The sequence below is a fragment of the Rhizobium sp. Pop5 genome (assembly GCF_024721175.1).
Classification (GTDB): domain Bacteria; phylum Pseudomonadota; class Alphaproteobacteria; order Rhizobiales; family Rhizobiaceae; genus Rhizobium.
The window spans coordinates 532,129-556,255 of sequence record NZ_CP099402.1 but is presented as its reverse complement, the minus strand read 5'-3'; the positions used below and the strand labels follow the sequence as shown (position 1 = coordinate 556,255).

The following is a 24,127-nucleotide window of genomic DNA, read 5'->3' as shown; positions in this document are numbered from 1 at the left end:
AGCGCAGGCGTCGAGTGACCGGGTTCGGGTTCTCTCCCATCGAGGGCTGGATAGGCGGATCGGCATCTTCTTCGAAAAAGCAGATCCGTCCAAGCGACATCGGATCAGAGCATCGGTGGCCACATACCCACATATGTGTTAATGTGGGTTTCCACAGTTCAGGAACACGTTAGATGAGCCGATTGACGATCGACATAACGGACCAGCAACATCAAAGCTTAAAGGCGCTGGCCGCTTTGCAGGGCAAGACAATCAAGCAATATGCACTCGAGCGCCTCTTTCCCGGTGACACAGATGGAGAACGAGCTTGGGAGGAGCTGAAGACGCTAATGAACACGCGCATCAATGACGGGCTCTCCGGAAAACTGTCGACCAAAACCGTAGGTGAGATCCTCGACGAGGAGATTTCCGAGGGTCGTGCTTGACGGCCTACATTCTTACCGCAGAGGCGGAATCGATCTACGTTCGGTAATCCGCTACACGCGCGCTCAATGGAGTGCCGCCCAGGTACGCCGCTACGTCTCGGCGTCGGAGCGGGCTATCGTAAACCTTGCCGAGGGCAAAGCTCCTTTCAAGGATATGGGCGCGCTTTATCCGGCGTTACGAATGGCGCGATGCGAACATCACTACGTCTTTTGTCTGCTTCGAGAGGATGCGCCTGCCCTTGTCGTGGCAATTCTTCATGAACGAATGGATCTCATGAAGCGTTTGGCTGGTCGTCTGAACGAATGAAAAGCGAGATTGCCTGAGCGCAAGGCCAATAAATCGTTGTCGTCGAGTGGTTCAAAGGGGGATCGCCAGTTCTGATCCTTTCAAGGTATCCGAATAGGCTTCTTTTGCCTGAAGCACGGCTATTTCTCTATTTTCGATTGCTCCGCGGACTAGTCCGTCCGACAACAGCTACATCGAGAGTTTCATGTATAGACGGCCCCGCGGGCGCAAGAGGCTTTCTGCAAGTTTAGGTCATCATTCGGGTGCGTTCATGTATTCGGCCTTTGTCTGCGACCGAGACCATGGTCGCTGGCCCTGATGGAGTACGCGGATCGAGGCCTCATCAACGGGTCGCGCTTGAATGCGGCGCCTAAAGCTCTCCGGGTTTGCTCGATCCCCAGCTCCGCTGGATGACCATCTGTTGCTTCTGCACCTTACGCCGGTTCGCTGAGGTTTCCTGTCTATGCTGTCTTGACGCGTGCCTCCCTGAACATCTCTCCACTTGTCATCATCGCCCAGATGATCCGAGCAAGTTTGTTAGCCACGGCGACGGCCACAATCATAGGACGTCGTCGTTGTAGTAAAGCTTCGATCCAAGCTCCCCCGACCTTCGCTCGAGCTTTCGGATACCGAACTATATTCCTGGCGCCGATTACGAGCAGATGACGCAGGTAGGCATCTCCTTGTTTCGTAATCCCTCCCAATCGAGTGGTGCCGCCACTGGAGTTTTGACGCGGCGTCAGGCCCAGCCAAGCTGCAAACTCTCGACCGGAGCGGAACATCCTAGCGTCCGGAATGGTGGCGGCGATGGCCGTAGACGTGATTGGGCCGACCCCTGGGATCGACGAAAGCAGATTTGAGACCGGATCTGAACGACCGATTTCCGCTAGCTTCGTCTCAATCCCGTCGATCTGCTTGTTCAACTCGCCAACAGATCCGATCAAGCTGGTCAACGCATACCGAGCATGTTCTGGCAACGAGGCCGCAACTTCCTCTATCATCGGCATTATGGTCTCGATGCGTTGTCGACCTTGGCCGAAGATGATTCCGAATTCGGCGAGATGAGCGCGGATCGCACATACCGTCATGGTCCGTTGCCGTACCAGCAGACCTCTAGCTCGATGTAGCATCAGGAAGCTCTGGTTAGCCTCAGACTTTACCGGAACGAAGCGCATATCGGGTCGCCGAACAGCCTCACAGATGGCTGCAGCGTCCGCGGCGTCATTCTTCGCGCCGCGCCGTACAAACGGCTTCACATACGAAGGCGGTATCAACCTAACCTCGTGACCGAGCTTCATCAGCTCCCGAGCCCAGTAGTGCGCCGTGGCACAAGCTTCGACACCAACAACGCATGGCCTTGCACGCTGAAAGAACTTGATCATCTCGCTTCGCCGGAGCGCCGCGGTTTTGATCACTGAACCGTCGGCATCCACCGCATGGACGTGAAAGTTATGTTTGGCCAGATCAAGGCCTATCGTGCTGGCGATCATATCAGTGGCTCCTGTTTGAGTTGGCGCATCATCATACGACCAACCGGTTCGGAGCGGGGCCGTCTTCCCCATCAATGGCAAGTTCCGCGCAGAGTGCCTGAACGCTCATTGGTTCATGAGCCTTGACGACGCGCGTTCGAAGATCGAGGATTGGCGCAGAGACTATAACGAGTTCCGGCCACATAGCGCCTTCGGAACAAGGTGCGGATTTCGCTTATGAACGGCTCACCGGCGCCCCCGCCGAACTGAGCCATAACCCCGGAAAATTCCAGCTCCCGCTGGCCCAAAATCGGGGTGCACTTCAAAAAACCGCTAGAGCGAACTCAAAACTGGATAAAACTTGGGGGCAAGGTCAGCGTTTATTGAAACGGACTTGCTTATTCCGCAGTGCGCGCCCCTGTCCGGTTCGCCAACGTCACGCCGCACGTCATGAGGACGACGGCGACGGCGGTCGCGACGGCGAGCGGCTCTCCCAACAGGGGGACGGCGAGGAGGGACGTCAGCGCCGGAGACAGGGAACCGATCGTCGCGCTTCGGGAAGCGCCTAGCCGCGAAATGGCGAACGCGTATCCCAAGGTCGAGATCAGCCCGGTCCCGACGCCCTGGACGAGCGCGTAAGGCAGCGCGTCGCCGATCGTGAAGTGGCCGAAATTGGTTCCGATCAGTCCGGCGAGCATCATCGGCACGAGCGCCAGCAGGGAACCGATTGAAAGAAGGAGGCCGTTCGAGACCGCGTCCAACCCGGTCCGGCGCAGGCCGATCGTGTATCCGGCCCAGATGAGGCTCGCGAGCAGAAGTAGCCCGACGCCCCGCAGTGTCTCCGCCGTGACGACGTCACGTTGCCCGGCAACCATGAGTACGACGCCCGCCAGGATCAGTCCGATCGGAAGGACCTGTCTGGCGGAGATTTTCCTTCTCAGGAACACGCGCGTGATCAGGGCCATTGCGAGCGGCGTCGTGCCCGGGATCAATGCGCCCACATAGGCTGCTGACGTCAGCTTGGCTCCCGCAGATGCAACGAGATAGAAAGGCACGCCGCCCGCCAGCACCAACAGAACGGCCTTGCTATCGACGTTGCGCAGCAGATGGAGGCGGCCAAACAGCAGAGGTAGCAGTGCGACCGCGGGCACAGCGAAGCGGATCAGGGCGACGTCCGCGGTCGCGAGCGGCGACTTCCCCATCGCCCGCATGGTGAGCGCGAAGCCCGCCCAGATGAGGACGACGAGCGCCAGCACGACATAGCCTGCGGTTGCGGTCTCATGCCACTTGATCGCGGGTCTGGAGTAAGTCGCTGCAATGTCGGCCATGGAGAACCTCGATGTCAAATTGAGTGACATGATATGCTTCTTCCCATGGCAGTTTCTTGCTATCTTGATCTCATTAGCAGGAAAGTTTGGCAGATTCTGCCAACAAAGGAGAGGCATGGACGAGAAGGACCGACAGATCATCTGGACGCTGCAGCAGGACGGCCGCCTGTCGAACCAGGAGCTTTCCGAGAAAGTGGCCCTTTCGCCGTCTCCGTGCCTCCGCCGTCTCAGGCTCTTGGAAGAGAGCGGCGTTATCAAGGGCTACACCGCTATCGTCGATGAGGAGGCCTACGGCCTTCCGATCACCGCGTTCGTCCGTATCAGGCTCGAGCGCCATTCGGAGGCGGCCGTCGCGGCCTTCGAGCGGAAGGTCCGCTCCATCGACAGCATACAGGACTGCTACGTAATGACGGGCGAGGCCGACTATCTACTCCGCGTACTCGTTCAAAGCCTGAAGGACTATGAGCAGTTCGTCAGGCACCAGCTTCACAACATCGAAGGCATCGCTGGAATCGACACGAGCTTCGCTTATGGCACCGTCAAGAAGACGACGGTGTTCCCGCGCATATGAACGGGGCTGATAAACCGAATGCCGCAACAGGTGATGTCACGTTGTTTGGCTGTAGCCGGACGAAGCGCTCGCCGTTGAGCTCAGGTAGCTGTGCCGGTTCCGGCCTTCCACTGCGCGATTGCGTGGATCCGATGGGGGTGAATGGCCAGGGCGGAGTGCGTCTGGTGCGGCGGGACGAAAAGATCTCTGACCGCTGAAAACACCGAGATAAATCGTTGCAAGCCGCCGGCGGATCGGAAGCCTTGCATCACCGGCCATTCTGCTCGTCGCCCGCGCGAACGGCGCCAAGGTCGTTCATCCGGGCTATGAATTCTTGTCGGAAAACGCCTGACTATTTGCGATGCCGCCTCAGACCCGGTCGGCTGCCACTGGAGATCGCCCGGCTGGCAAGATGGGACAGATCCGTGTCCGGCTTCAGCCAAACAACGTGACATCACCTGCGCGCCGCTTGCGGAAGAAGGCGCCAAACCTTCTTCGTCCCCGCACGCTCGAACCACTCTGCCATCGCTGTTCTTCTGCATCGCCTCGCGGCGATGGCACATTGGAAAGCGGTCACCGCGACAGCGGCCTGACCCAACCAGCATGCCGAAAACTGACTTGATCGAGTTAACCTGACATCACCCCCTCCGTCCCTTGATGCTGGCGACCACAAACGAGTGACGGCTGGGGTCGGATGGCTCAGCGGCGGACGCGGTAGCGGATGTGCGTGGCCTCGGGTGTATCGATCACCCGAACGATCTCCAACTCGATGCGAGATGGTAAGACTTCGAACATTCGGCGGCCACATCCGAACAAGACTGGAACCTGGTGTATTTGCAGTTCGTCGAGCACGCCAGCTTCCAGCGCCCGTTGCGCCGTATACGCGCCAAGCATCAACACGTTCCGGTCCCCGGCGGCGGCCTTCGCCTGCGCCACTGCGCTCGCGATCCCGTCGCTCACGTATTTGACCAACGGATAATTCGCGACGGATGGCCCGGGCGGGCTGTGACTGGGTACGAAGATCGCGACACCTTGATTGTCACCGCCCCAGTGATCGACCTGCTCCACGGTTCGCCGGCCCGCCAGAATCGCACCTGGCGCGTTCCATTCGTCCCATAATTCTCCGACCGGTCCGGTCGGTCGGGAAAAATCCCCGTACCACTCGTGCAGCCGCATAAAGTCGTCGCCGCCGGGATTGCCCACTTCGTCGTTAGGCCCCGCGATATACCCGTCTAGTGACATGGACATGAAGAGCACTGTTGCAGACATCTTTATCTCCTGTGATCTTTTTACAAACTGGGGCGGTGGGAATTCGCTCTGCGGGTGGGCTATTGATGCAAAATCTCGTTCAGGCAAGCGGAGCGCGCGGGGCGGGCGCTCTCGATGTTCCCAAGGACGCGCGAGCGACGCTGACGCCGACATCCCGAATACGGATTTCGGGTAGGGCCCTATCTCACAAGGGGCCGGACCATGCTCGAGCCAACTGGTTTGGGCCGGCCCAGGCTGGCGGGTTATGGGCAGGCCCGTATTCAGATGATTTGCATGTTCGGGCCCGCGGCCGATCTCGGCCGTGCCAATCACGGAGTTCGATGTCGGTGGCGTCGCGGAGGGGAGAGCCGTTTTCAGTTTCGCTTCAGTTACGCCTAATCCAGCGCTCATAAACGATTGCTAGACAGCAATACAAAGCTCGCCAGCCGTCTCTGGCGAAAGCTCATGCCGCTGGCTCCGACTTTGCGGGGGCTCACAGCGAACTGCATCACATGTCGATTGGAAGAAACCTGTATGCCTTCTCCTTTGCGGACAATAGGACCGTCGTCTAGAAAGGCGATCTGGATATTCTTTGCCGTTGTGCTGGTTCTGGCCGGTATCGCTTCTGTAAATCCGGTCGAGGCGCAAGGTTCCCCTGAAAAGAGAATAGCGTTGGTCGTGGGTAATGGCGCCTACAAGGCAGGCGCTTTGTCGACGCCGGCCAACGATGCCGGGCTGATTGCGCAAACGCTGCAGGCGGCCGGCTTCGATGTGATCGGCGCGCGCGACCTCGACCAAAACGGGTTGCGCGACGCGATGCGGGACTTTCTGACGAAAGCGAATGCATCGGGACCCAATACCGTCGTCTTCGTGTATCTGGCGGGCTATGGCGTGCAATATCAGGGCGATAACTATTTCGTGCCGGTCGACGCCGAGATCGCCAACGCCATGGATGTGCCGGTCGAAGCGCTGCGCATAACCGATTTCACGAGATCGCTGGCCGGTATCAACAATCGCGGCAGCATCGTCGTGCTCGATGCAGCAAGAGCCAATCCATTCGTGCAATCCAATCAGCCGCTGGCCGGTGGTCTGGCGCTCGTCGACCCGGACGCCAATCAGCTGATCGCTTTCAATGCGGCGCCGGGCACGGTCGCCCCGCAGGAAGCCGGCCCCTATGGTTCCTATGCCCATGCCCTGGCGGAAATGATCCGTATCGGCGGGCTGCCGCTCAATGATGTATTTGACCGGACACGGTTGCGGGCCAGCGATCTGACCAAGGGCGCGCAGATTTCCTGGAACGCTTCCAAATTCAAGAACGCCTTCACGTTTTTCGATCGTGGCCCCAATCCGCCTGTCGCCCAGGTGTCCAGCTATGACAATGCCGCGATCCGGACGAAGCCGATCGGCGATTTCGACGAGCGGGATGCCTATTTCGCGGCGCTCGATCGCGACACGATGCGCGGTTACGAGGATTTCCTGGCAGCCTATCCGAACGACTCCATGGCAAGGCGGGTGCGTGCGATCATTGCAGCGCGCCGCGAAGCGATGACCTGGCGCGAAAGCTGGAATGCGGACACGCCGGAGGCCTATTGGTCCTATCTGAGACGTTATCCGCGTGGTCCCCATGTCTGGGATGCCCGCCGTCGTCTGGAACATTTCGAGGCAGCGCTCGCGCCGCCCCCGTCATTTTCGGTGATCGAGTATGACGTGCCGCCGCCACCGCCACCGGAAATCGTCTATGTCGACCGGCCTGTCCTGTATTTCGATGATGCCGACTTCGGTTATGCGCCGCCGCCGCCCGTCGTCTTCCTGGCACCGCCGCCGCCGGATTTCGTAACGCTTGCACCGCCAAGACCACCGGTCGATCTCTACGTGCTGCCGGCGCCGGTCTTCGTTCCGGTCCCCGAATGGGTGGACCCCCCGCGTGATGTCGCGCCGCCCGAAAACAACATCATTTTCAACAATATTCACAATACCGTCGTCAACAACACGGTTGTCAACGAGAACGAGGCCGCACCGGCTGCGCCCGGATTGACGACGGGAGAAAAGCTTGCCGGCGCGGCCGTCATCGCCGGCGCGGGCGCAGCTGCGCTCCACGTCGCCTTGCCGCCCTCGGTACAGAAAAAGGCTGCGGTTTTGCAAAAGCAGGTCCCGGCCGCAGCCGAGAAACCGACACCTGCAGCCGTTTTGGCGCCCGCGCTCGTCCCTTCGATCCAGCCCCAGGCACAAACAAAGATACAGGCGCAACAGCCGCAGCCCCAGACCGGAGGTGCTGCTACTCGCGCGCTTCCCGGCGCCAACGGCCAGCCGCTGCCGCCCGCCGGCAAGCTGGCAAACGAGCCGCCGGCGGCTGCGGCTGAAAAAACGCAACCGCCCAAAACCGAGCTCAATACGGCGCATAGTTCGACGACGGTCGCGCAACCGCCACTTCAGGGCGCAAATCCCGACGCGCATGCGCTTCCCGGTTCAAAGGGCCAGCCGCAGTTGCCCGAGGCCAATGCGCCTGCCGTCAAGAGCCAGATCGCCAAGACCCAGGCACCGACGGCAGCTCCAAATGCGAAGCCGAAAGGAGGTGCCGCAGCCTCGAAACCCGACGCCCTCGGCTTGCCGACAAAGCCTGCGGCGCCGGCAATTATGGACAATACGCCAGCAAAACCCAGCGTTCCCAATAACGGCGGGCCGCAGCTCGGCAATCAGCGCCATGTCGTTCCGCCGCCGTCTCGAGAGGCCGCCGCGCCGCCATCCTTGCCCAGGGAGCCGCATGTTGCAGCGCCGGCGCAGGCACCTGTTCCAAAACCATCGGCCGAACCCAAACCCCGGGCTGAGCCCAAGCCCAAGCCTCAGCCCAAGCCGGCAATCGTCGAGCTGCAGGCGAAGCGACCGCCGGCCGCCAGAAAAAAGAAGTGCGGCGCTCCGGATCAACCTGCATGCCCCTGAGGCAATTGGCATAGATGAGAAAATTGCCTTTGGACAGGGGGATCGTTTGCTGACGTTCGAGACGCGGAGCAGGGCGCATATGGCCTCATCGGGCAGGGCATTATTCCGCGCGGCGTTATCGTTGCCGCTGATATTCCTGGGATCCCATTCGGCCTTGAGCCAGGATGCAAAATCCTCCGATAACCAGTGGATCATAACCCTTGGCGGATCCGTCGAATACGGTCCTTCCTATGAAGGATCGAAGCACCTTTCCTTCAGTGGCATGCCGTCTTTCGATTTTCGGCGGTTCGGCGAAGCGCCTGAATACAGCGCGCCGGACGATAATATCGACTACGGGCTTTTCGATATCGGCGGTGTCGACATCGGCCCTGTCGTCGGCCTGAGAGGAGGGCGGTCGGCATTCGACGATTCCGAACTGCAGGGTTTGCATTCGGTCCAGTGGAGCTTGGACGCCGGCGTCTTTGCGCAATATTGGCCGATAGAGGATCGCCTGCGTGTGCGGACGGAAACACGTCAGGCGTTGTGGGGCGGCGACGGTCTGCTTGCCGATCTCTATCTCGATTGGTTCCAGCCGGTCGGCGATCGCTGGCTGCTGTCTGCCGGTCCGCGCATGTCTCTGGCAAACGGCGCCTATATGCGCAACAATTTCGCGGTTTCCGCCGAGGAAGCTGCCAGGAGTGGTCGCGTCGAGGCGTTCGACGCGAATGGCGGTCTCAAATCCATCGGTTTCACGCTGGCCGCCACCTATACGTTCTCACCGGCCTGGAGCGTGCAGATCTACGACAAATATAACCGCCTGGTGGGCGATGCCGCCGACAGCCCGATCACCTCAAGGCTTGGCTCAGCCGACCAGAACGTCATCGGTATCACGCTCAGCCGCTCCTTCCAGATCGGCTTTTGAACTTTGCGCCGCCGCTTTCTCATGCTGGCCGATATAGTCCCGCGTCACCGGAATGACGTCGTTGCGCTTGCTTAGCTGGATCTGGAAAACCACCAGATCCTCGTAGCGGAATGCGGCTTCGGCGCTTGCAAGGTAAAATTCCCACATGCGGCAGAAGCGTTCGTCGTAAAGGGCGGCAGCCTCCTGCCAGAAAACGTCAGGCGGCCTCCGAGCGCCGGAGGCGGCGCGATGCAGGCTTACTTGGCATTCATTGCAAATTCAGTCGTGTCCTTCCCATGGACGTAGGCGCCGGCTCAGGCCGCAGCGCAGGGGTGGCCCCGGTGGCTAATTTTTGATCAGTTCGGTTGCGCCGGCCTTCGGGAGGGGCGCAGATTAGCCCCGGTCTGCGTTGGCGATAGCGCTATTGGAATTCTGTGAGGCTATCTTGCGAATGACGCGTCAGCCCGTTTTGGGGGCAGCCAAGCCTTAGTTTTCGTTGTCCGCAACCAGTTCGCCATCCTCCCTGACCTCAATGAATTCCTCCCCTTCATGCCGCAAGCTCATGAAGGCTACGATCGTAACGATCGCAGCGAGGAAGACCGCACTCGTTACGATTGTGCCGAGGCCGAGGCCTCCATATTGTGCGGGTTGAGACATCAGGTCGCCGAACGAAGCACCCAAAGGCCTTGTCAGAATGTAGACCAGCCAGAAACCAAGTATCGAATCGAGACCCAAGAAGAAGTAGCCGATGGCGAGCGAGATGATGATCATGCCGAACAGGACACCGGTAGCCAAATATCCCAGCGCGAATTTCTCAGCCACCAGATCGCCCGCCGCCGTGCCGAGCGCGAAGGTGAACAGGATAGCGAGCCAGTAGAAAGCTTCGCGCCGCCCAGTGAATATGGAGTGGATTGAAAGTGTCCGCTCCGTCTGGAACCACAGCAAGAAAGTCAGCGCCAGGGCGATAGAGAATGCAATGGTCGTATCGATCAGTGGCACTCGGAAGTTGTCGACCAGATTGTCGGTAATCAACGTACCAACGATGCTGATCAGCACCACGGAAAGCCAATAGGCGGCGGGACCATATTTCTTCTGCGCAAACTGCCATACCAATGCGACGGCCAGAATAGCGGACATGATCAGCGATGTCGCCGTCAGCCCCAAACCCACTTGCACGCTGAGATAGTCGGCGGCCGTTTCACCCATGGTAACGGCCATCAGTTTGATGAGCCAGAAATCGGTCGTGACGCGGGGAACACGATTATAAACGACAGCTTTGGCAGCCGGTGCAAACATAACGAGTCTCCTTGAACGAGCGTTGAAAGTCTCGCGGGGTAATTCTGGCATGGGGTGACGCGGTTCGCCGCCCGCCTATTGAGCAAGCTGCGACGGGTTGTTGAGAACCGCCATGAGAGCGGCGAGCGTTTTATTGACTTTGTCAGCGGACGGAGCGGATTGACGCAGCGCCTTCAGCGCCGCGTCGGAGGCGGCGTCAATGTTGTTCCAGTCGTTCGGGTTTAGCGGACGGATCGCGGTCTCGGCCTGGTCCCAGGCCGTTTCATAGTCGGTGATACGCTTTGCGGCGCCGCCGAGGTCGCCCTTGGAGGCGAGGCTCTGAACGTCGGCCACGATGGTTTTGAACGATGATAGATCGCCGAGACCCGCCGTTTTGGCGGGCGCTTTGTTGGCGTAGAGTTCAAAACTCGTGAAGGCCGCCACCGGAGCGGCAATGAGCGCGATGACAAGAAAGATCTGTCTCATCAGTGGATTCCCTGAATACTGGCACTGCAAGGAAGGCGTCACGTTAGTGTCGCCCCTCGCCGGTTGAATGGCGCGCCTGCTGTGGCAGCGCGGTACGTTCGCTCTTTTGCCAGCGGCGTTCGGCTGGCCGGCTTTGAGTACGCGGGTTTAATTAGCTGAGAATTAGAGCGGATGTCGGCGTAGCAACCGATAGTAATCAACCGTGTGCCAATTACTCGCGAATGCGGCGGCCGGTAGTGGCACCGGCCGCCGCAACCTTTATTTCTGCGGAACCAGATGGGAGACAACCGCCTTGCCGCCCTTGTCCGCATAAGTTAACTGGACCTTCTCACCGACGCGGAGTTTGGTGTCTTCGATCCCTTCGGGCAGGACGTAAGTCTTGCCGTCCGACAGCGTGATCGTATCGGCATTCTTTGTGATCGCGGTGATCGTGCCGGAAGTCTGGGCAGCGAATGCTGCACTGATCGGCGCCAGCACCAGCATCGCGGCCATAAGCATTTGCGTTTTCATTCTCGTTCTCCTTTCACGGTTTCAGCCCCATCTCTGCAAACTTTCACAACGGCAGCATGGTCTTGCTAAATAACGCCCGTTCTCATTCACCTCTGAGCTTCTCTGTGACGTGTATACGGCTACGCATCGTCTCACCCGTCGCGACCAGCAAAGCGGTGCCGGCGGCGGTGATGACGAGGGCAGCGATATAGAGCCAGGGCACGGAAAGCACATCCGGCGGCGGGTCGAACACGCCAGTCAGCAGCTTGATGAGCACATAGGCAACCAGGGCGCCAGCCAGGAGACCCAGGACCATGCCGCTACCGATGACCAGTGCGGCTTCGCTCCAAACGAACGCGCCGAGTTGTCTTGGTCTGGCCCCGAGCGCGACGAGAACTGCGAAGGAGCGCTCGCGGTCGGCAAAGCCCAGCCCAAGCACCAGCCCGCCCGAGGCGGCCAGCATGACCAGCGCGAAGATCAGCTCAAGCCGCGTCAAGCCGGCGAGATCAACTGCGGTGAGGCTCGATCCGATCAAGGCAACCGCATCACCGATCTGACTGACTTTGAGCCCCGGAAGACCTGCAGCCGCGCTTTGGGCGGCCCGTGCGATGCGAGCCGGATCGCCGTTCGACCGGATGAGAACGATCTCGCTTTCGGCAGAGCCTGTCTGCTGCGCAACGTAAGCGGCGTTGGCAACCAGAAACGAATCCTTGGGTGCAGTCGGGAATTCGCGCACCACGCCCACAATGTGGAAGGGCACGACATGGTATTGGTGGTCTGCCGCGTTTTGCAGGCGAAGATTGATGCTGTCGCCGCGACTGAGCTGATAGTCGTTGACGGTTTCCTGCGATACGAGCACGCCGTCGGGCGTTTGTGTAAGCTCGGTGAGTGTCGCCCTGGCGTCGCCATTGGCGAAATAGGCATCGGACATCGCCGTGGCTGTCCCGATGCGCACCGGATCGATGCCGTATAGATCCTGAAGGTCGGTTCCGACGTAAGCGTATCGATGTTGCATGGGCTCGGAAGCCACTATACCCGGCAGCTTGGAAAGGCGCTCGAGCGCCTGGGATGCAGGCACGGCGGATGTGCCCGTGACGGTGATGTCGGCCCCGTTGGTGAGTTCCGCGTCGATCCGTGTCTGAGCCTGATAGGTTGCGTTGAAAATCGCGGTCGATGCGGCGAAGGCGAAGGCCAGCGCAGCCAGGCCGATGCCCGCACTCAGTCGCGGACTTTGCCGTCCCAATGTTGCGGCCACCACATTCGCGAGACGACCGGCGACGGGTCGCAAGCCTCTGGCGATCACCGGCCGACCTTGCCGCAACCCGGCCCCGACCAGTCGCATCGCCGATAGCGCCATGCCAGTCCAGAGCAACAAAGGGGCGAGGAAGGCGGAGTAGTCGACCGCCGCCGCTGCCACGCCTTCCGGCGCAAGAACGAGCTGGTATCCGCTCGCTGCCGAACGCCAGTAGAGCGCCGCAGCGAGCGCCAGCAGCCCAAGGTCAAGATAGAAGCGGGCCCAAAGCGGTGCCCGGTCATTGCCGATTGGCCGCCGCGCGTCCGCAACGGTCGAGCCGCGGGCGTCGCGCCAGGCGGGGATCAGGATTGCTGCGAGCGAAAGCGCGATCCCGGCCACCGCCACAGCGCTGAGCAAAGGAACAGCTGCGCCCCGCAAGAGCGCCACCCCGAGAATGAAATGTGCAGCAGGAGCAGCAAGGAGAATACCGAGGATCGCACCGCCGACACCCGCAACTGCCGCTTCAGCCGCAGCCAAGCGAAGAACCGTATCGACCGTTGCCCCCCGCAAGCGCAGCAACGCCTGATCGCGGCGACGTTTGTCCCGTCCCGCTCCGGCTACGGCAAGGGTCAGCAGGATGGCGAGGATAGCGCCGGGGGCGCCGAGGAACAGGAAAACCAGCCGCGCATAGAGGGCATCCTCGCGCACCGCCCCCAATCGGGCCGCCAGGTTGTTTGCAAGCAGCGCGGTTCCAGCGACGCGAGCCTCGAAATTGTGGCCGCGCTCAGCTGCCCAGGTGCTCCCAGCGACTGGGTCGGAAGGAAGATCATGATGATCGAGCTTGACGTGAAACTCGGTCCGAATGGTATCGGGCCGCCTGGTGTCTTGCTGCTCGAACACCTGCTGCCACTGCGACATCGGCAACAGCAGAACGTTGTCCGGCGGGGCTTGTGGTGCGGCGCCAGCCGGGACGCCGATCGCCTGAAACATCGCATCGGCGTTCGGCAAATCGACGATGCCGGCGATCGTCACGCTGACATCAGGTGCTTGGCGGCGGTGGATGATGACCTGATCCCCCACTGTGACATGCAGGTTGGCGGCAGTCTGCTGCGCTATCAGGACGCCGTCGGCCGACCCTACCAGCCGTCGAACCTCTGCCGGGAATTGGTCGAAATAGCCCGGTCCGATGCCAAGCGCCGTTCCGCCACCCGTGGTCTGTACGGTGCCTCCCGTGCTCGCCTCAAAGCCTGGTACGTCGGCATAGTTGATCAACTGCGAGCCGATAACCGGCGCGGCTGAGCGGATCGCAGCCTCGACTGCACTATGATCCGCTCCCGGCAGAGCCTGGACCTGCCAGTCGACGGGCACTTGGGCGACCGACCGTGCCGCCATCTCCGCCGCGCTGGATTGCAAAAAGGCGCCCAGGCACGCGATGAAGGCGACCGTCAGCGCTACACCGCCGATGATGCTGACGAGGCGGCCGGAACGGGTTCGCACAAGTCCTGTCAGCCAGTGCCTGTACATGTGAGCCTCTCGTCCATGCTTTCAAATTTGCCATGACGCATTCGCCAGATACGGTTCATCTTTGCCGCTACGTGCTCATCATGCGTGGCGATGATGATGGCGCTTCCAGCCTGTTGTCCCCAGGCAAGGAGCCGATCGACCAGCATCGCAGCGCCAGCCTGATCGAGTTGGCCTGTCGGCTCGTCAGCGACGATCAATTCCGGATTGGTGACAATGGCGCGGGCTACTGCGATCCGCTCAGCCTGGCCGCCGGAGAGCTGTTCTGGCAACTTTCCAGCAAGCGCTTCGACGCTGAAAGTGGCAAGCGCCGCCAGGGCGCGCGCCTCGGCTTCGGAGCCGTCACCGAGAAGGATCGGTAGCTCGACATTCTCAACGGCGGTGAGTGCGGGCATCAGGTTCGCAGATTGGAAGACGACGCCAATTCGCTCCGGGCGCAGTGTGTCGGGCGAACCAAGCCCAGGCCATTCCACTCGTCCTGAGCTTGGGACGTCCAGTCCTGCGATCAGGTTTAAAAGCGTCGTCTTTCCGCAGCCCGACGGCCCCACGATTGCAATGGTTTCCCCCGCTTTAATCTTGAAGGAGCATCCTTGAACGGCTGCCACGACGCCACGTTCGCGCTGGAAGCTGCGCCAAAGATCGGCGGCCTCAACAAGGGTTCTAGTCATGCACGATGCCTCCATCGCGGATGTCAATCGTGCGATCGGCTCGTGCAGCGAGGGCAAGGCTGTGCGTGACGACCAGGACGGCAGTCCCGCTGCGACAAACTTCGACGAGGCGATCGATGACGAGCTGTTCCGTTGCCGCGTCGACTTCGGCAGTGGGTTCATCGCAGAGCAGGATCTGTGGTTTTGCGGCGAGCGCGACGGCTAGGCCAGCGCGTGCTGCCTCCCCCCTGAAAGGTGGGCAGGTAACACGTCGGCGAGGCCATCGAGGCCCAGACTGCCGACAAGATCATCAATTTCGCCTGGTCGCCCATGGCCGGAAATCTCCATCTGGAGACGGATGTTGGCTCGCACCGTCAGATGCTCGAACAGATTGCCGGATTGCATGAGCATGCCAAAATGACGTGCCCTAAGCCGAGCCCGCTCCGGCTCGGGGCGTCGGGTCATGCGTTCGCCCAGGACAGACACTACGCCTCCGTCCGGCTCATCGAGCCCGGCAAGGCAGGCAAGCAGCGTCGATTTCCCGCTGCCCGACGGCCCCCTCAAAGCGGTGAATTCTCCGGCATCGAGCGCGATGGCAACCCCGCGTAAAGCCACGACTTCGTCGTCGCCTGCATGATAGAAGCGATAAAGCTCGGTCGCCTCCAATACACGCATGTGGTCATCTCCACTGCAAAGAGTTGGAGATCAATTGCCACTGGTCGACATTGTCTGCACCGGCCGGTGCGGCAAGATCGAGTGTGACCGTCCTGCCACCCTTGAACAGAATGAAGCGCTCGTGCTCGAGCCTGATCTGCTTGTTCGTCACCGGATTTGGCGCGGAATTCGACACATAACTGATGCGAACGGCCGGCCCGGCTGCGAGCTTTACATCCTTGACTGCGGTGACTTTGACGGCGTGCCCGGCCGTTTTGAGGTCAGGGATTTCGTGGGCCTTGGCTGAGGACGCTGTTGGAGGAGCACTCGCGGCGCCAAGGGTAGCAACTAGTTCATCGTATTTATCGAAGAACCGAACACCATGGTCGATCTCGATGCGTGACCATCCTTCTGGCACCTTCAGAGCAAATCCGTCTGGAGAGGTGTAGGTGACGAAGACTTGATTATCCGGAATGTCACCCGGTGGGTTCGTCTCAGGCGCGACGAGTTTCTCCTGGGCCACAGCGGGAGGAAACGCGCCGGATGACACCATGAGCAGCAAGGCTATTGCGGCGGATATTCGATAGCGGCCAGTCATGATTTAGCGCTCCTCTGCAGACTTGAGCAGGCATGTGACGCCAGCAGAATTAGGAGGGTCTTAGATGATCTGCCGTAGTGCAGTCGGCTTGCACCAAAATCTGTGCAGTTGGACGCGTTTAGGCTACTTTGAAGCATGCGTGTTCTTGTGATCGAAGATGATGTCATGCTTGGCCGGGCCCTCGTACAAGCCCTCGACGATGCCGGCATGTCGGTAGACTGGGTGCGGGACGGGCACCTCGGGAACGAAGCCGTCGCGGTTGGCGGGCATGGTCTTGTGTTGCTCGACCTCGGCTTGCCCGGCCGTTCCGGCCTTGAGATTCTTAGCTCGCTGCGGGAAGCCGGCGACAAGAGGCCAATCCTGGTGATCACCGCTCGTGACGAACTCGACGATCGCGTCACGGGGCTCGACCTCGGGGCAGACGACTATCTGGTGAAGCCGTTCGAGGTCAAAGAACTGCTTGCACGCATGCGTGCGGTCTTGCGCCGGCACGGAGGTCAGGCGGTTTCGATCCTCTATACGAGCGAAATCGAGCTCGATCTATCTAGCCATGAGGTGAAATATCGGGGGTGCGGCGAAGTATTGCCAGCGCGCGAATTTGCACTGCTTCAGGCATTGCTGGAGCGTCCAGGAACCATTCTTTCGCGCACCCAACTGGAGGAAAGGCTCTATGGCTGGGGTGAGGAGGTGGAAAGCAACGCTATCGACGTGCTGATCCACTACGTGCGACGCAAATTCGACAAGGATATTGTACGCAACGTCCGGGGGGCAGGTTGGATGGTCCCCAAGTGAGAGGCGCAACTTCGATCCGACGCACGGCTTTCTTATGGCTCGCCGGCTTGATGGCAACCATTGGTGTCATTGCGGCGACAACATCATACTTCCTCGTTCAGAACGAGGCATCGGACTTCCTCGACAATCAGCTGCGGCAGATCGCAGTTTATATCGGGGATGCGCGTTCATCGCCAGAAACAGGTCCAGATAACGGTGCACCGCACGATCCTGAAGACGATTTCGTCATCCAGGTCTGGGATGCGGCCGGTCGGACGTTGCGACAATCGCATCCCGCCGTCGGTATCCCCCGCCAATCAGCGACCGGTTTTGCCGACGTTTCGACCGGCAGTGACAACTGGCGCGTCTACACGCTGGCCGCGCCGGATCGAACTGTTCAGGTTTCCCAGGATATGAGCGTCCGGCAGGAACTGGCGGCCAATGCCGCGCTCCAGGCGGCACTTCCAATCATCGTTCTGATTCCGTTGTCATTGCTGACGCTGAGTTGGATCATCGATCGGATCATGGCTCGACTCAATCGCCTGGCCGTCGCGGTCGCCTCGCGAGACACGACGGTGGACAGCCCCGTTCCGACCGACGACGTGCCCGCCGAAGTCATTCCCTTCGTAAATTCGATCAATCTGTCGCTCGCCCGGCTCCGCGCACTGCTGGAGAGACAGCGGCGGTTTATTTCTGACGCAGCCCACGAATTGCGCACACCGCTCTCGGCGCTGCAAATTCAAATCGACAACCTTCGGCACGACGACCGGGATGGCCGATTTTGCAACCGTTTGACCGAGCTCGAAGCTGGAATCGGCAGAGCCACCAGCCTTGTGAGCAAGCTCTTGCGCCTCGCGCGCTACGACGCTCACGAGACCGCGCCCGCGCCGCAGCCGGTCGACCTCGTCCAGCTTGCGCTCGACACTGTTGCGCGGCTGACCCCGCTCGCCGAGAGCCGGGAGATTGACCTCGGCATCACGCGCCGGGACAAGGTTATCATGATCGGTGCGCTGGCCGATTTGGAGATCATCCTTGACAATCTCGTCGAGAACGCCGTGCGGTACACTCCACCGGGTGGAACCGTCGACGTTGCGGTGGTCGTCGCTGGACAAGAAACACGAATCGAAATCCGCGACACCGGCCCCGGTATCGCTGAGGAAGAGATGCCACGCGTCTTTGAACGCTTTTTCAGGGCAAGGCGTGAGGATAGCGAGGGGAGCGGCTTGGGGTTGGCGATCGCAAAGGCGGCAGCCGAAAGGCAAGGTGTGCGGCTCACACTCGCCATGCGCGACGACGGGCCGGGCCTTGTCGCAAGTGTCATGGTGCGAACTGCCTGAAGGCCTCCTGAGAGCAGGGCGGTCGACACTCGACGATTCCGAACTGCAGGGTTTGCATTCGGTCCAGCGGAACTTGGACGTGGTGGGCGATGCCGCCGACAGCCCGATCACCTCAAGGCTTGGCTCAGCCGACCAGAACGTCATCGGCATCACGCTCAGCCGCTCCTTCCAGATCGGCTTTTGAACTTTGCGCCGCCGCTTTCTCATGCTGGCCGATATAGTCCCGCGTCACGGGAATGACGTCGTTGCGCTTGCTTAGCTGGATCTGGAAAACCACCAGATCTTCGTAGCGGAATGCGGCTTCGGCGCTTGCAAGGTAGAATTCCCACATGCGGCAGAAGCGTTCGTCGTAAAGGGCGGCAGCCTCCTGCCAGCGCGCCAGGAAGCGCTTCCGCCAATGTGCCAGCGTCCAGGCATAGTGCAGGCGCAGGACCTCGATGTCGGCAACCGCAAGACCGGCTTTTTCAATTTCGGGAAGGATTTCCGACAGCGCGGGAATATAGCCGCCGGGAAAGATATATTTGTCGAGCCAAGGCGTGGTGAAGCCGGGTGTCGCCGAACAGCCGATCGTGTGCAAAACCATGATGCCGTCATCTTCCAGCAGGTCCGCACATTTCTCGAAGAAGGCGCGGTAGGATGCGAGGCCGACATGCTCGAACATGCCGACCGACACGATCCGGTCGAACCGTCTGCTCAGGCTGCGATAATCCTGAAGGGCAAACTGGATGCCCGCCTCCATTCGCTCGTGTTCGGCAAGCCGCTTCAGGGCGTAGCCATGCTGCTCCTCCGACAGGGTGATGCCGAGCACATGCCCGCCCTGCACATGCCTTGCCATGTGCAGGGCGAGCCCACCCCAGCCGCAACCGATATCGAGTACGCTCTTGCCGGGCCCAAGCTGCAATTTCGCGGCGAGATGCCGCTTTTTGGCGTGTTGCGCCGCATCGAGCGATTGGTCGGGGCTCTCGAAATACGCGCAGGAATATTGCCGGTCCGCGTCGAGGAAGAGTTCGTAGAGCTGGCCATCGAGATCGTAATGGTGGGCGACATTGGCTTTGGAGCGGGCCGGCAGATTGCGATGGCGGAAGATGCGCAGCCAGGTGCGGGCACGATCGATCAGCCGGGCGATGAGCGGATGCTTGGCGTTCTGCGCCTCGCGCAGCATCATCGCCAGGAAGTCGTGGAGCGAGCCCTGTTCGATGAGAAAGCGGCGATCCATATAGAGTTCGCCGAGCCGCAGATCGGCATCGATGAGGAATGCCCATTGCGCGGCAAGGTCGGCAAAGCTCACATGTATCTGCTCTCCGGATCCGTCGCCGAAGGAAAGCTGCTGCCCATTGGATGTTGTGACGTTGAGGCAGCCGCGCGTGACGATGCGCGAGAGCGCGTGCTCCAGAACCCAATTGCTGAACGCCGATGCAGCGCCCTTTGCGTGACGGAGGATGAAATTCTGGGTTGGCTGCATCACCGATCCTTGCTGACATGGGCATGTGGCAGGATCGGTCCAACATCATTGTCGCTGACGTTGCCCGTTTTTTCCGATGCGCCGGCGATCAGCCAGACACCGGCGAGGATCAGGCCGCTGCCGACGATCTGAAGGCTGACGATCGGTTCGCCGAAAGCGAACCAGCCGGTGGCAATGATCAGCACGTAGCTGATGCCGGAAAGCGGAAACGCCTTGCTGAGGTCGAGTTCGGCGAGCACCGTCATCCAGATGAAGAAGCAGACGATCTCGACGACGACGGCTGCCAGGATCCAGTGTGAGGTCAGCGCATCCTCCAGCCAGGTCGTCCCCTCGGCATTGCCGAGTTGCGTCGCGCCAAGCTTGGTGAAGATCTGGAACAGCGTGTTGAGGACAGGCACGGCGAGCCATGTCAGGCGCATCGACGTCATCACGTGGCCTCATCCTGCGAAAAGAGCGGGGAGACCAGCCGCAACAGCGCCTGCAGCAGCCGATTGCGGTGGCGGAAGAACATGGTGTTTGCCGTAAGCTGGCTGCCGAGCCGCACCTTGTTTTCATAATAGGCCTGGCCGCTCTGGTAGCGGGAAAGGCCATGATCGAGGCAATAGCGCAGATTGGTGAACCAGCTGAGGAAATAGAGGTTGTAGGGCCGCCCTCGCTCGCCGTCCATGCAGAAGAACTTGTCGATCGCAAGCTGTTCGTCGTGGACGATCAGGTTGGCGGCGAGCAGCTCGTCGCCGACGAAATAGAGAGCGCAGAACGAGCGGCCCGCCATATGGGTGAGGATGCCTTCAAAATAGGCCGGGGTCAGTTCCTCGAACTGCCATTCGCTGCGATTGCGCGTGTCATGATAGAGCGTCATTACCCGGGGAAGCAGATCGCCGATATCTGTTCTGATTTCGACCCTGACGGCATCAAAGGATTTCAGCTTGCGCCGCATGTCTTTTCGGGTGCCCGCCGACAGCCGGGCCATGTAGTCGTCAATGGTCCTGAAATCGATATCGAGCGAGGCGGACGGCAGGCCGCCGATGGCGGCATAACGGCGTTTTGAAAACAGCGCGCCGAATTCGGCGGCAACCGGTGCCGGAATGTCCTTGATCCCCATCAGCGCGCAGCCCTCTTCGGCTGCAAGCGCCTCGAAGGCCGTGAGCAATTGTCCAAACAGCGCCTCGCGGCGCTCCTCCGGAACGTCGGCATGAAAGCCTATCGCGCCGGTTTCGGTGCAGGGCGAGCCAAGGCAGGCAAGCCGCAGAACGAGAAAACCCGATGCATGCTGCCGCACGCGCCGTATCAGCCGGCGCGGCAGACCCTCCTCCAGCGTGGTATCCAATGGATAAGGGCACAGGAACGCCGGCATGGCGGCGCTGATCTTGCCGTCTTCCACGATCGTGAGGTAGCGCCACTCGAAGTCGCCGATGCCGGCGCCTTCTATCGCCAGCAGGCAATCGTAATCCTCGACCTGACCGCGGAAGCAGGCGTTCCACGCCTCGCGGCCGATGGCGCGGATCGTGTCGTAGACCTGCGTGACGGGATCGGCGCGGGGAAAGGGACGTTTATGCGCGAATTGCAGCATGGCTTGCCTCGAAAAAATCCGCCGTGAAAGCCGCGACCTGCCGATGCTGGCGATCGAGATGGATCATGTGGTAGCTGTCCTTGATCCATCTGAGTTCATGCGGACCGCCAATATGCTCTGAAATGTAGAGGGCATGTCTGGGATTGCTCAGATCGTCTTCCTCCGCATGCAGGATCAGCGTCGGTGTCTGGATCTGCGGCAGGGTACCGCGAAGCGCCTTGCCCAGCCGGTGCATTTCGACGATGCCGCGGCCGGGGAATTTCTCGAGCATGCCTTCGCCTGCCATGCCTTCGACCATGCGCCGCATCCGCTCGTCCTTGATGCCGAGGGAGTCATTCTCCCTGAAATTGAGACGATCGAGGAAAGGGATGCGCGACAACCATCCGATATGCGGCGACAGCAGCGTATAGTGCCTGGGAACATCCCAGCCGTCATAGTGGAAGCAGGGCGAATAGATGGCGACCGCCTTGATCAGATCCGGCCGCTGCTCGGCCGCCAGCAGTGACAGCTTGCCGCCAACGCAGATGCCGGCCGCAAATATCTCCCGCGTTCGCTCGGCCAGGAATTCGCAGGCCCGCAGCACGCTTTTCAGCCAGTCCTCCCAATGCGTCCGGCGCAATGTCCTGATATCCTCTCCATGACCGGCCAGCAGCGGCGCATGGACGCTGTAGCCGCGACGGTTGAGCTGGCGGGCGACAAGCTTCATCTCGGCCGGCGCCCCGGTCAGGCCATGGATCAGCAGCACACCTTTGCCATTCGTGCCTTCCAGGAAGAAACTCAATTCCTCAGACCTCATGCCGAAGCTCCGCCTCGCGGTTTTCCGGGGCCATGAAGCCGAACGCATGGCAGGTGCTGATCACGTGCGTGCCGGCCCTTTCCTGCTCGTCTTTGATCTGCTCGTGCAGGGACGAGAGTTTCGTCCAGTGGGTGCGCGGCCGGTAATGATGTTCGGCATGATAGCCATTGCCGAACCATAGCCAGTTATAGAAGGGCTTGTGGCTGCTCACGCCCCAGGCAATCGGTTCGTCCGGATCGCCGTGAAGATGCTCGTAATAGCCGTTGAGCGACGACAGGCAGTTGCCGGCATAATAGAAGGGCACGAAGAACAGGACGGCCTTCCAGTCGTAGATCAGCGCAATCGCCGCCAGGCCGAGAAAGGCCAGCAGCTCGAAACGACCCCACGCGGCATCGAAGGGACGCCGCTTCGCAATGGCCTTGTGGATATCGCCGAGACTGTCGCGGAAGAAGCTCTTCAGCGTATAGGACCAGACGTTTTCCGGCTCGCCGTTCCGGCCATGGCGATAGATCGACAGAAGATCGATCGTCTCGCCCTTCTCGTCCGGCCGGTCACTGTTGCCGGAGTGATGGCGCATATGCACCCAGTGGTAATAGGTCTGGGAAAAGCCGATCGCCACCGACTCCAGCAGGCTGAAGGCGTAGTTCATCCAATGCGGCTTGAAATAGGGGGTGTGGATGAAATTATGCGAGATGCTGTTGATGTTCCAGGATATCGACACGGCATAGAGACAGCCGAGGATCAATGAGGCCCAGAGCGGACGGCTCTGGAAGCCGACGATCAGGTAGACGTCGAAAACGAGATGCGCCACCGCGGCAAGCACGGGAGCGGCATCCCACTTGGTATGGGCAAAGATTTTCATAGTCCGGTTGCTCCGACACAGGCCACGCCGGCGGTAACGAGAAACACGCCCGTCGCGTGACGAAGGTTGATATTTTCCCTGAAGATGACGGCGCCGGCGACGACGGTCGCCACGTAGCTCAGCGCCATCAGCGGAAAGGCGATGGTGAGCGGCACGCTGGCAAGCACGGCCGTCCAGGCAAGCAGTTCGATGGCCCAGAAGACGATGCCGAGCCAGGTCAGCGGTTTGGTGAGCGTCGCCAGTACGGGGCTGTCGCTGGCAGCCTGCTTGAAGCAGACCTCGCGCGCCGTTTCCGCCAGCACGCAGAAAAGGATCAGGCCGAGCATCGGCAATGTGAGGCTGCCGTTCATCCCATCGATTCCGCCAGGACTTCCAGCAATGCGTGATTTGCAGCGCTGTTGATGTTTCGCACCGCATCGGCCGCCTGCCGCAGACGCGGTTGATCGATGAAGATTTCGGCCTGCTTGAGCAGGCGGGTCGTGAAGCCGCCGGCATAGCTCGGCACCGAATAGTCGCCGATGACATCGGCGCCGATGATGCGATGGCGGCTGCCGATCTCGCTGATCAGCGCCATCAGATAGGGCAGCCGCATGCGCCCTTGATCCCAGTTGGTCACGGCGTCATCGGCCGCGAGAACGTCCTTGTCGACTGTGACATAAACTGCTTCGGTGCCGATGCGGCTGAGGATCCGGTCGATGAAATTGTCCTCGCCGATCCCGGAGATGGAATTCCAGTGCAAGGCGCCCTTGTCCTGGCGGTAGCTCGGGCCGTTGCCATAATCGGCCTTCACGCGGCTTGGCGGATGCTCGTAAGGATAAAGTTCGAGCTTGCCCTGCCGGAGCCAGCCGAGATTGGCACCCTTGCGCTCGGGATTGCGCAGGTCGTGGCTGCAGACCCCGATGGTAACGACCCTTTCGACATTGGGGTTTGAAAGGGCGCTGTTGACCCATGAGCCGCAATGCATGCCGTCCTCGAAGTTCACCCAGTCGGGGTGATTGTCGAAATGAACGAGCGTCGTCGAAACCGGGCGCCGTTCGAGGGCGGCATCGAGCAGCAGCGCGGTCACATGATGGAAATCGCCCGAGCCCATGAAGGCAAGCTGCGGCCCTCTGCTGCGCGGCGGCAGCGATCTGGCTATGTCCCGTCCGAGTTCGGCAAGCATCCTCTGCCTGCCCCACAACCTGATTGCACTGCCGCTCCGCTTGTCGACATGATGGCACGCGCCCGCAAGCGTGCAGGCGCGCACGAAGTCCGGCTGCAACTCCAAAGCATCGTCGAGATGAAGGAGGAGAAGCTGCACGA

The 24,127-nt window shown here is 60.6% G+C and carries 23 protein-coding genes and 5 pseudogenes; 9 read left to right on the top strand and 19 right to left on the bottom strand.

The window, feature by feature from the left end:
- The first annotated feature begins 173 nt into the window (after positions 1 to 173).
- Positions 174 to 425 (top strand): antitoxin, encoded by a 252-nt coding sequence (locus NE852_RS30625; RefSeq protein ID WP_008523002.1) that lies wholly within the window; start codon positions 174 to 176, stop codon positions 423 to 425.
- Positions 422 to 732, top strand: a pseudogene (locus NE852_RS30620) (type II toxin-antitoxin system RelE/ParE family toxin). The gene NE852_RS30625 and the pseudogene NE852_RS30620 overlap by 4 nt, the downstream one beginning before the upstream one ends.
- 440 nt (positions 733 to 1,172) lie before the next feature.
- Here NE852_RS30620 and NE852_RS30615 read toward each other — a convergent pair.
- On the bottom strand, positions 1,173 to 2,201 hold the full coding sequence (locus NE852_RS30615) for an IS110 family transposase (protein ID WP_037175911.1): 1,029 nt from the start codon (positions 2,199 to 2,201) through the stop codon (positions 1,173 to 1,175).
- Positions 2,202 to 2,274: 73 nt separating this feature from the next.
- On the opposite strand from NE852_RS30615, the pseudogene NE852_RS30610 reads away from it, so the two are divergent.
- Positions 2,275 to 2,421: pseudogene (locus NE852_RS30610) on the top strand (transposase); the annotation flags it as partial.
- A 157-nt stretch (positions 2,422 to 2,578) separates the two neighbouring features.
- On the opposite strand, the gene NE852_RS30605 reads toward NE852_RS30610, so the two are convergent.
- The gene (locus NE852_RS30605; protein ID WP_258156987.1) at positions 2,579 to 3,508 is read right to left on the bottom strand and encodes a DMT family transporter; all 930 of its coding nucleotides are present in this window, start codon (positions 3,506 to 3,508) and stop codon (positions 2,579 to 2,581) included.
- Between the two features lie 115 nt (positions 3,509 to 3,623).
- On the opposite strand from NE852_RS30605, the gene NE852_RS30600 reads away from it, so the two are divergent.
- Positions 3,624 to 4,079 (top strand): Lrp/AsnC family transcriptional regulator, encoded by a 456-nt coding sequence (locus NE852_RS30600; protein ID WP_008522989.1) that lies wholly within the window; start codon positions 3,624 to 3,626, stop codon positions 4,077 to 4,079.
- 80 nt (positions 4,080 to 4,159) lie between these two features.
- Here NE852_RS30600 and NE852_RS30595 read toward each other — a convergent pair.
- A pseudogene (locus NE852_RS30595) lies at positions 4,160 to 4,330 on the bottom strand (IS6 family transposase); the annotation flags it as partial.
- On the opposite strand from NE852_RS30595, the gene NE852_RS32640 reads away from it, so the two are divergent.
- Positions 4,291 to 4,410, top strand: coding sequence for a biotin carboxylase N-terminal domain-containing protein (locus NE852_RS32640; RefSeq protein WP_128623486.1), 120 nt, complete (start codon positions 4,291 to 4,293; stop codon positions 4,408 to 4,410). The pseudogene NE852_RS30595 and the gene NE852_RS32640 sit on opposite strands and share 40 nt — an antisense overlap.
- A gap of 347 nt (positions 4,411 to 4,757) precedes the next feature.
- On the opposite strand, the gene NE852_RS30590 is transcribed toward NE852_RS32640, so the two are convergent.
- Entirely contained in the window at positions 4,758 to 5,327 is a 570-nt protein-coding gene (locus NE852_RS30590) for a dihydrofolate reductase family protein (RefSeq protein WP_008522987.1), read from the bottom strand.
- Between the two features lie 513 nt (positions 5,328 to 5,840).
- Here NE852_RS30590 and NE852_RS30585 point away from each other — a divergent pair.
- A complete protein-coding gene (locus tag NE852_RS30585) occupies positions 5,841 to 8,243 on the top strand; it encodes a caspase family protein (RefSeq protein WP_374992025.1) in 2,403 nt (800 codons plus the stop codon).
- Positions 8,244 to 8,322: 79 nt separating this feature from the next.
- The gene (locus tag NE852_RS30580; RefSeq protein WP_008522977.1) at positions 8,323 to 9,144 is read left to right on the top strand and encodes a MipA/OmpV family protein; all 822 of its coding nucleotides are present in this window, start codon (positions 8,323 to 8,325) and stop codon (positions 9,142 to 9,144) included.
- Here the strand turns inward: NE852_RS30580 and NE852_RS30575 are convergent.
- From NE852_RS30575 to NE852_RS30540, 8 genes and pseudogenes are all read right to left on the bottom strand, one after another.
- Positions 9,085 to 9,333 (bottom strand): annotated as a pseudogene (locus tag NE852_RS30575) (SAM-dependent methyltransferase); the annotation flags it as partial. The gene NE852_RS30580 and the pseudogene NE852_RS30575 sit on opposite strands and share 60 nt — an antisense overlap.
- A gap of 276 nt (positions 9,334 to 9,609) precedes the next feature.
- Positions 9,610 to 10,419, bottom strand: coding sequence for a membrane protein (locus NE852_RS30570; RefSeq protein ID WP_008522973.1), 810 nt, complete (start codon positions 10,417 to 10,419; stop codon positions 9,610 to 9,612).
- Between the two features lie 75 nt (positions 10,420 to 10,494).
- Entirely contained in the window at positions 10,495 to 10,926 is a 432-nt protein-coding gene (locus NE852_RS30565; RefSeq protein WP_245270521.1) for a hypothetical protein, read from the bottom strand.
- Positions 10,927 to 11,142: 216 nt separating this feature from the next.
- Positions 11,143 to 11,394 (bottom strand): DUF1344 domain-containing protein, encoded by a 252-nt coding sequence (locus NE852_RS30560; protein WP_008522969.1) that lies wholly within the window; start codon positions 11,392 to 11,394, stop codon positions 11,143 to 11,145.
- Positions 11,395 to 11,476: 82 nt separating this feature from the next.
- Positions 11,477 to 14,131, bottom strand: coding sequence for an ABC transporter permease (locus NE852_RS30555; RefSeq protein WP_008522968.1), 2,655 nt, complete (start codon positions 14,129 to 14,131; stop codon positions 11,477 to 11,479).
- Positions 14,113 to 14,796 carry an ABC transporter ATP-binding protein gene (locus tag NE852_RS30550; RefSeq protein ID WP_008522966.1) on the bottom strand — a complete coding sequence of 228 codons (684 nt, stop codon included), beginning with the start codon at positions 14,794 to 14,796 and terminating at the stop codon, positions 14,113 to 14,115. Before NE852_RS30550 ends, NE852_RS30555 begins: the two co-directional genes overlap by 19 nt.
- Positions 14,789 to 15,450 (bottom strand): annotated as a pseudogene (locus tag NE852_RS30545) (ABC transporter ATP-binding protein). Before NE852_RS30545 ends, NE852_RS30550 begins: the two are co-directional and overlap by 8 nt.
- A 4-nt stretch (positions 15,451 to 15,454) precedes the next feature.
- Entirely contained in the window at positions 15,455 to 16,027 is a 573-nt protein-coding gene (locus NE852_RS30540) for a hypothetical protein (protein WP_008522963.1), read from the bottom strand.
- 135 nt (positions 16,028 to 16,162) lie between these two features.
- On the opposite strand from NE852_RS30540, the gene NE852_RS30535 reads away from it, so the two are divergent.
- Both NE852_RS30535 and NE852_RS30530 read left to right on the top strand, forming a co-directional pair.
- Positions 16,163 to 16,819: a response regulator transcription factor gene (locus tag NE852_RS30535; RefSeq protein ID WP_258156982.1), complete on the top strand. Its 657-nt coding sequence runs from the start codon at positions 16,163 to 16,165 to the stop codon at positions 16,817 to 16,819.
- Between the two features lie 50 nt (positions 16,820 to 16,869).
- Entirely contained in the window at positions 16,870 to 18,135 is a 1,266-nt protein-coding gene (locus NE852_RS30530; protein WP_052034536.1) for an ATP-binding protein, read from the top strand.
- Between the two features lie 124 nt (positions 18,136 to 18,259).
- Here NE852_RS30530 and NE852_RS30525 read toward each other — a convergent pair whose 3' ends face one another.
- Genes NE852_RS30525 through NE852_RS30495 form a run of 7 tightly spaced genes read right to left on the bottom strand, consistent with a single transcriptional unit; the run spans position 18,260 to position 24,125 of the window.
- Positions 18,260 to 19,597, bottom strand: coding sequence for a cyclopropane-fatty-acyl-phospholipid synthase family protein (locus NE852_RS30525; RefSeq protein ID WP_008522945.1), 1,338 nt, complete (start codon positions 19,595 to 19,597; stop codon positions 18,260 to 18,262).
- Entirely contained in the window at positions 19,597 to 20,025 is a 429-nt protein-coding gene (locus NE852_RS30520) for an EamA family transporter (RefSeq protein ID WP_008522943.1), read from the bottom strand. Before NE852_RS30520 ends, NE852_RS30525 begins: the two co-directional genes overlap by 1 nt.
- Positions 20,025 to 21,167: a GNAT family N-acetyltransferase gene (locus NE852_RS30515; RefSeq protein ID WP_258156980.1), complete on the bottom strand. Its 1,143-nt coding sequence runs from the start codon at positions 21,165 to 21,167 to the stop codon at positions 20,025 to 20,027. The genes NE852_RS30520 and NE852_RS30515 overlap by 1 nt, the downstream gene beginning before the upstream one ends.
- Positions 21,148 to 21,963, bottom strand: coding sequence for a carboxylesterase (locus NE852_RS30510; protein ID WP_008522930.1), 816 nt, complete (start codon positions 21,961 to 21,963; stop codon positions 21,148 to 21,150). The genes NE852_RS30515 and NE852_RS30510 overlap by 20 nt, the downstream gene beginning before the upstream one ends.
- Complete coding sequence (locus NE852_RS30505) at positions 21,953 to 22,825, bottom strand: fatty acid desaturase (RefSeq protein WP_008522929.1); 873 nt, start codon at positions 22,823 to 22,825, stop codon at positions 21,953 to 21,955. The genes NE852_RS30510 and NE852_RS30505 overlap by 11 nt, the downstream gene beginning before the upstream one ends.
- Positions 22,822 to 23,175 carry a permease gene (locus NE852_RS30500; protein ID WP_258156979.1) on the bottom strand — a complete coding sequence of 118 codons (354 nt, stop codon included), beginning with the start codon at positions 23,173 to 23,175 and terminating at the stop codon, positions 22,822 to 22,824. Before NE852_RS30500 ends, NE852_RS30505 begins: the two co-directional genes overlap by 4 nt.
- The gene (locus tag NE852_RS30495; RefSeq protein WP_008522914.1) at positions 23,172 to 24,125 is read right to left on the bottom strand and encodes a hypothetical protein; all 954 of its coding nucleotides are present in this window, start codon (positions 24,123 to 24,125) and stop codon (positions 23,172 to 23,174) included. The genes NE852_RS30500 and NE852_RS30495 overlap by 4 nt, the downstream gene beginning before the upstream one ends.
- Positions 24,126 to 24,127 lie beyond the last annotated feature (2 nt).

Bases quoted from the DNA above. Each gene is read 5' to 3' on its own strand.
- NE852_RS30625 (WP_008523002.1), top strand. From the start codon at position 174: ATGAGCCGATTGACGATCGACATAACGGACCAGCAACATCAAAGCTTA.
- NE852_RS30615 (WP_037175911.1), bottom strand. From the start codon at position 2,201: ATGATCGCCAGCACGATAGGCCTTGATCTGGCCAAACATAACTTTCAC.
- NE852_RS30605 (WP_258156987.1), bottom strand. From the start codon at position 3,508: ATGGCCGACATTGCAGCGACTTACTCCAGACCCGCGATCAAGTGGCAT.
- NE852_RS30600 (WP_008522989.1), top strand. From the start codon at position 3,624: ATGGACGAGAAGGACCGACAGATCATCTGGACGCTGCAGCAGGACGGC.
- NE852_RS30590 (WP_008522987.1), bottom strand. From the start codon at position 5,327: ATGTCTGCAACAGTGCTCTTCATGTCCATGTCACTAGACGGGTATATC.
- NE852_RS30585 (WP_374992025.1), top strand. From the start codon at position 5,841: ATGCCTTCTCCTTTGCGGACAATAGGACCGTCGTCTAGAAAGGCGATC.
- NE852_RS30580 (WP_008522977.1), top strand. From the start codon at position 8,323: ATGGCCTCATCGGGCAGGGCATTATTCCGCGCGGCGTTATCGTTGCCG.
- NE852_RS30570 (WP_008522973.1), bottom strand. From the start codon at position 10,419: ATGTTTGCACCGGCTGCCAAAGCTGTCGTTTATAATCGTGTTCCCCGC.
- NE852_RS30560 (WP_008522969.1), bottom strand. From the start codon at position 11,394: ATGAAAACGCAAATGCTTATGGCCGCGATGCTGGTGCTGGCGCCGATC.
- NE852_RS30555 (WP_008522968.1), bottom strand. From the start codon at position 14,131: ATGTACAGGCACTGGCTGACAGGACTTGTGCGAACCCGTTCCGGCCGC.
- NE852_RS30550 (WP_008522966.1), bottom strand. From the start codon at position 14,796: ATGACTAGAACCCTTGTTGAGGCCGCCGATCTTTGGCGCAGCTTCCAG.
- NE852_RS30540 (WP_008522963.1), bottom strand. From the start codon at position 16,027: ATGACTGGCCGCTATCGAATATCCGCCGCAATAGCCTTGCTGCTCATG.
- NE852_RS30535 (WP_258156982.1), top strand. From the start codon at position 16,163: ATGCGTGTTCTTGTGATCGAAGATGATGTCATGCTTGGCCGGGCCCTC.
- NE852_RS30530 (WP_052034536.1), top strand. From the start codon at position 16,870: ATGGCAACCATTGGTGTCATTGCGGCGACAACATCATACTTCCTCGTT.
- NE852_RS30525 (WP_008522945.1), bottom strand. From the start codon at position 19,597: ATGCAGCCAACCCAGAATTTCATCCTCCGTCACGCAAAGGGCGCTGCA.
- NE852_RS30520 (WP_008522943.1), bottom strand. From the start codon at position 20,025: ATGACGTCGATGCGCCTGACATGGCTCGCCGTGCCTGTCCTCAACACG.
- NE852_RS30515 (WP_258156980.1), bottom strand. From the start codon at position 21,167: ATGCTGCAATTCGCGCATAAACGTCCCTTTCCCCGCGCCGATCCCGTC.
- NE852_RS30510 (WP_008522930.1), bottom strand. From the start codon at position 21,963: ATGAGGTCTGAGGAATTGAGTTTCTTCCTGGAAGGCACGAATGGCAAA.
- NE852_RS30505 (WP_008522929.1), bottom strand. From the start codon at position 22,825: ATGAAAATCTTTGCCCATACCAAGTGGGATGCCGCTCCCGTGCTTGCC.
- NE852_RS30500 (WP_258156979.1), bottom strand. From the start codon at position 23,175: ATGAACGGCAGCCTCACATTGCCGATGCTCGGCCTGATCCTTTTCTGC.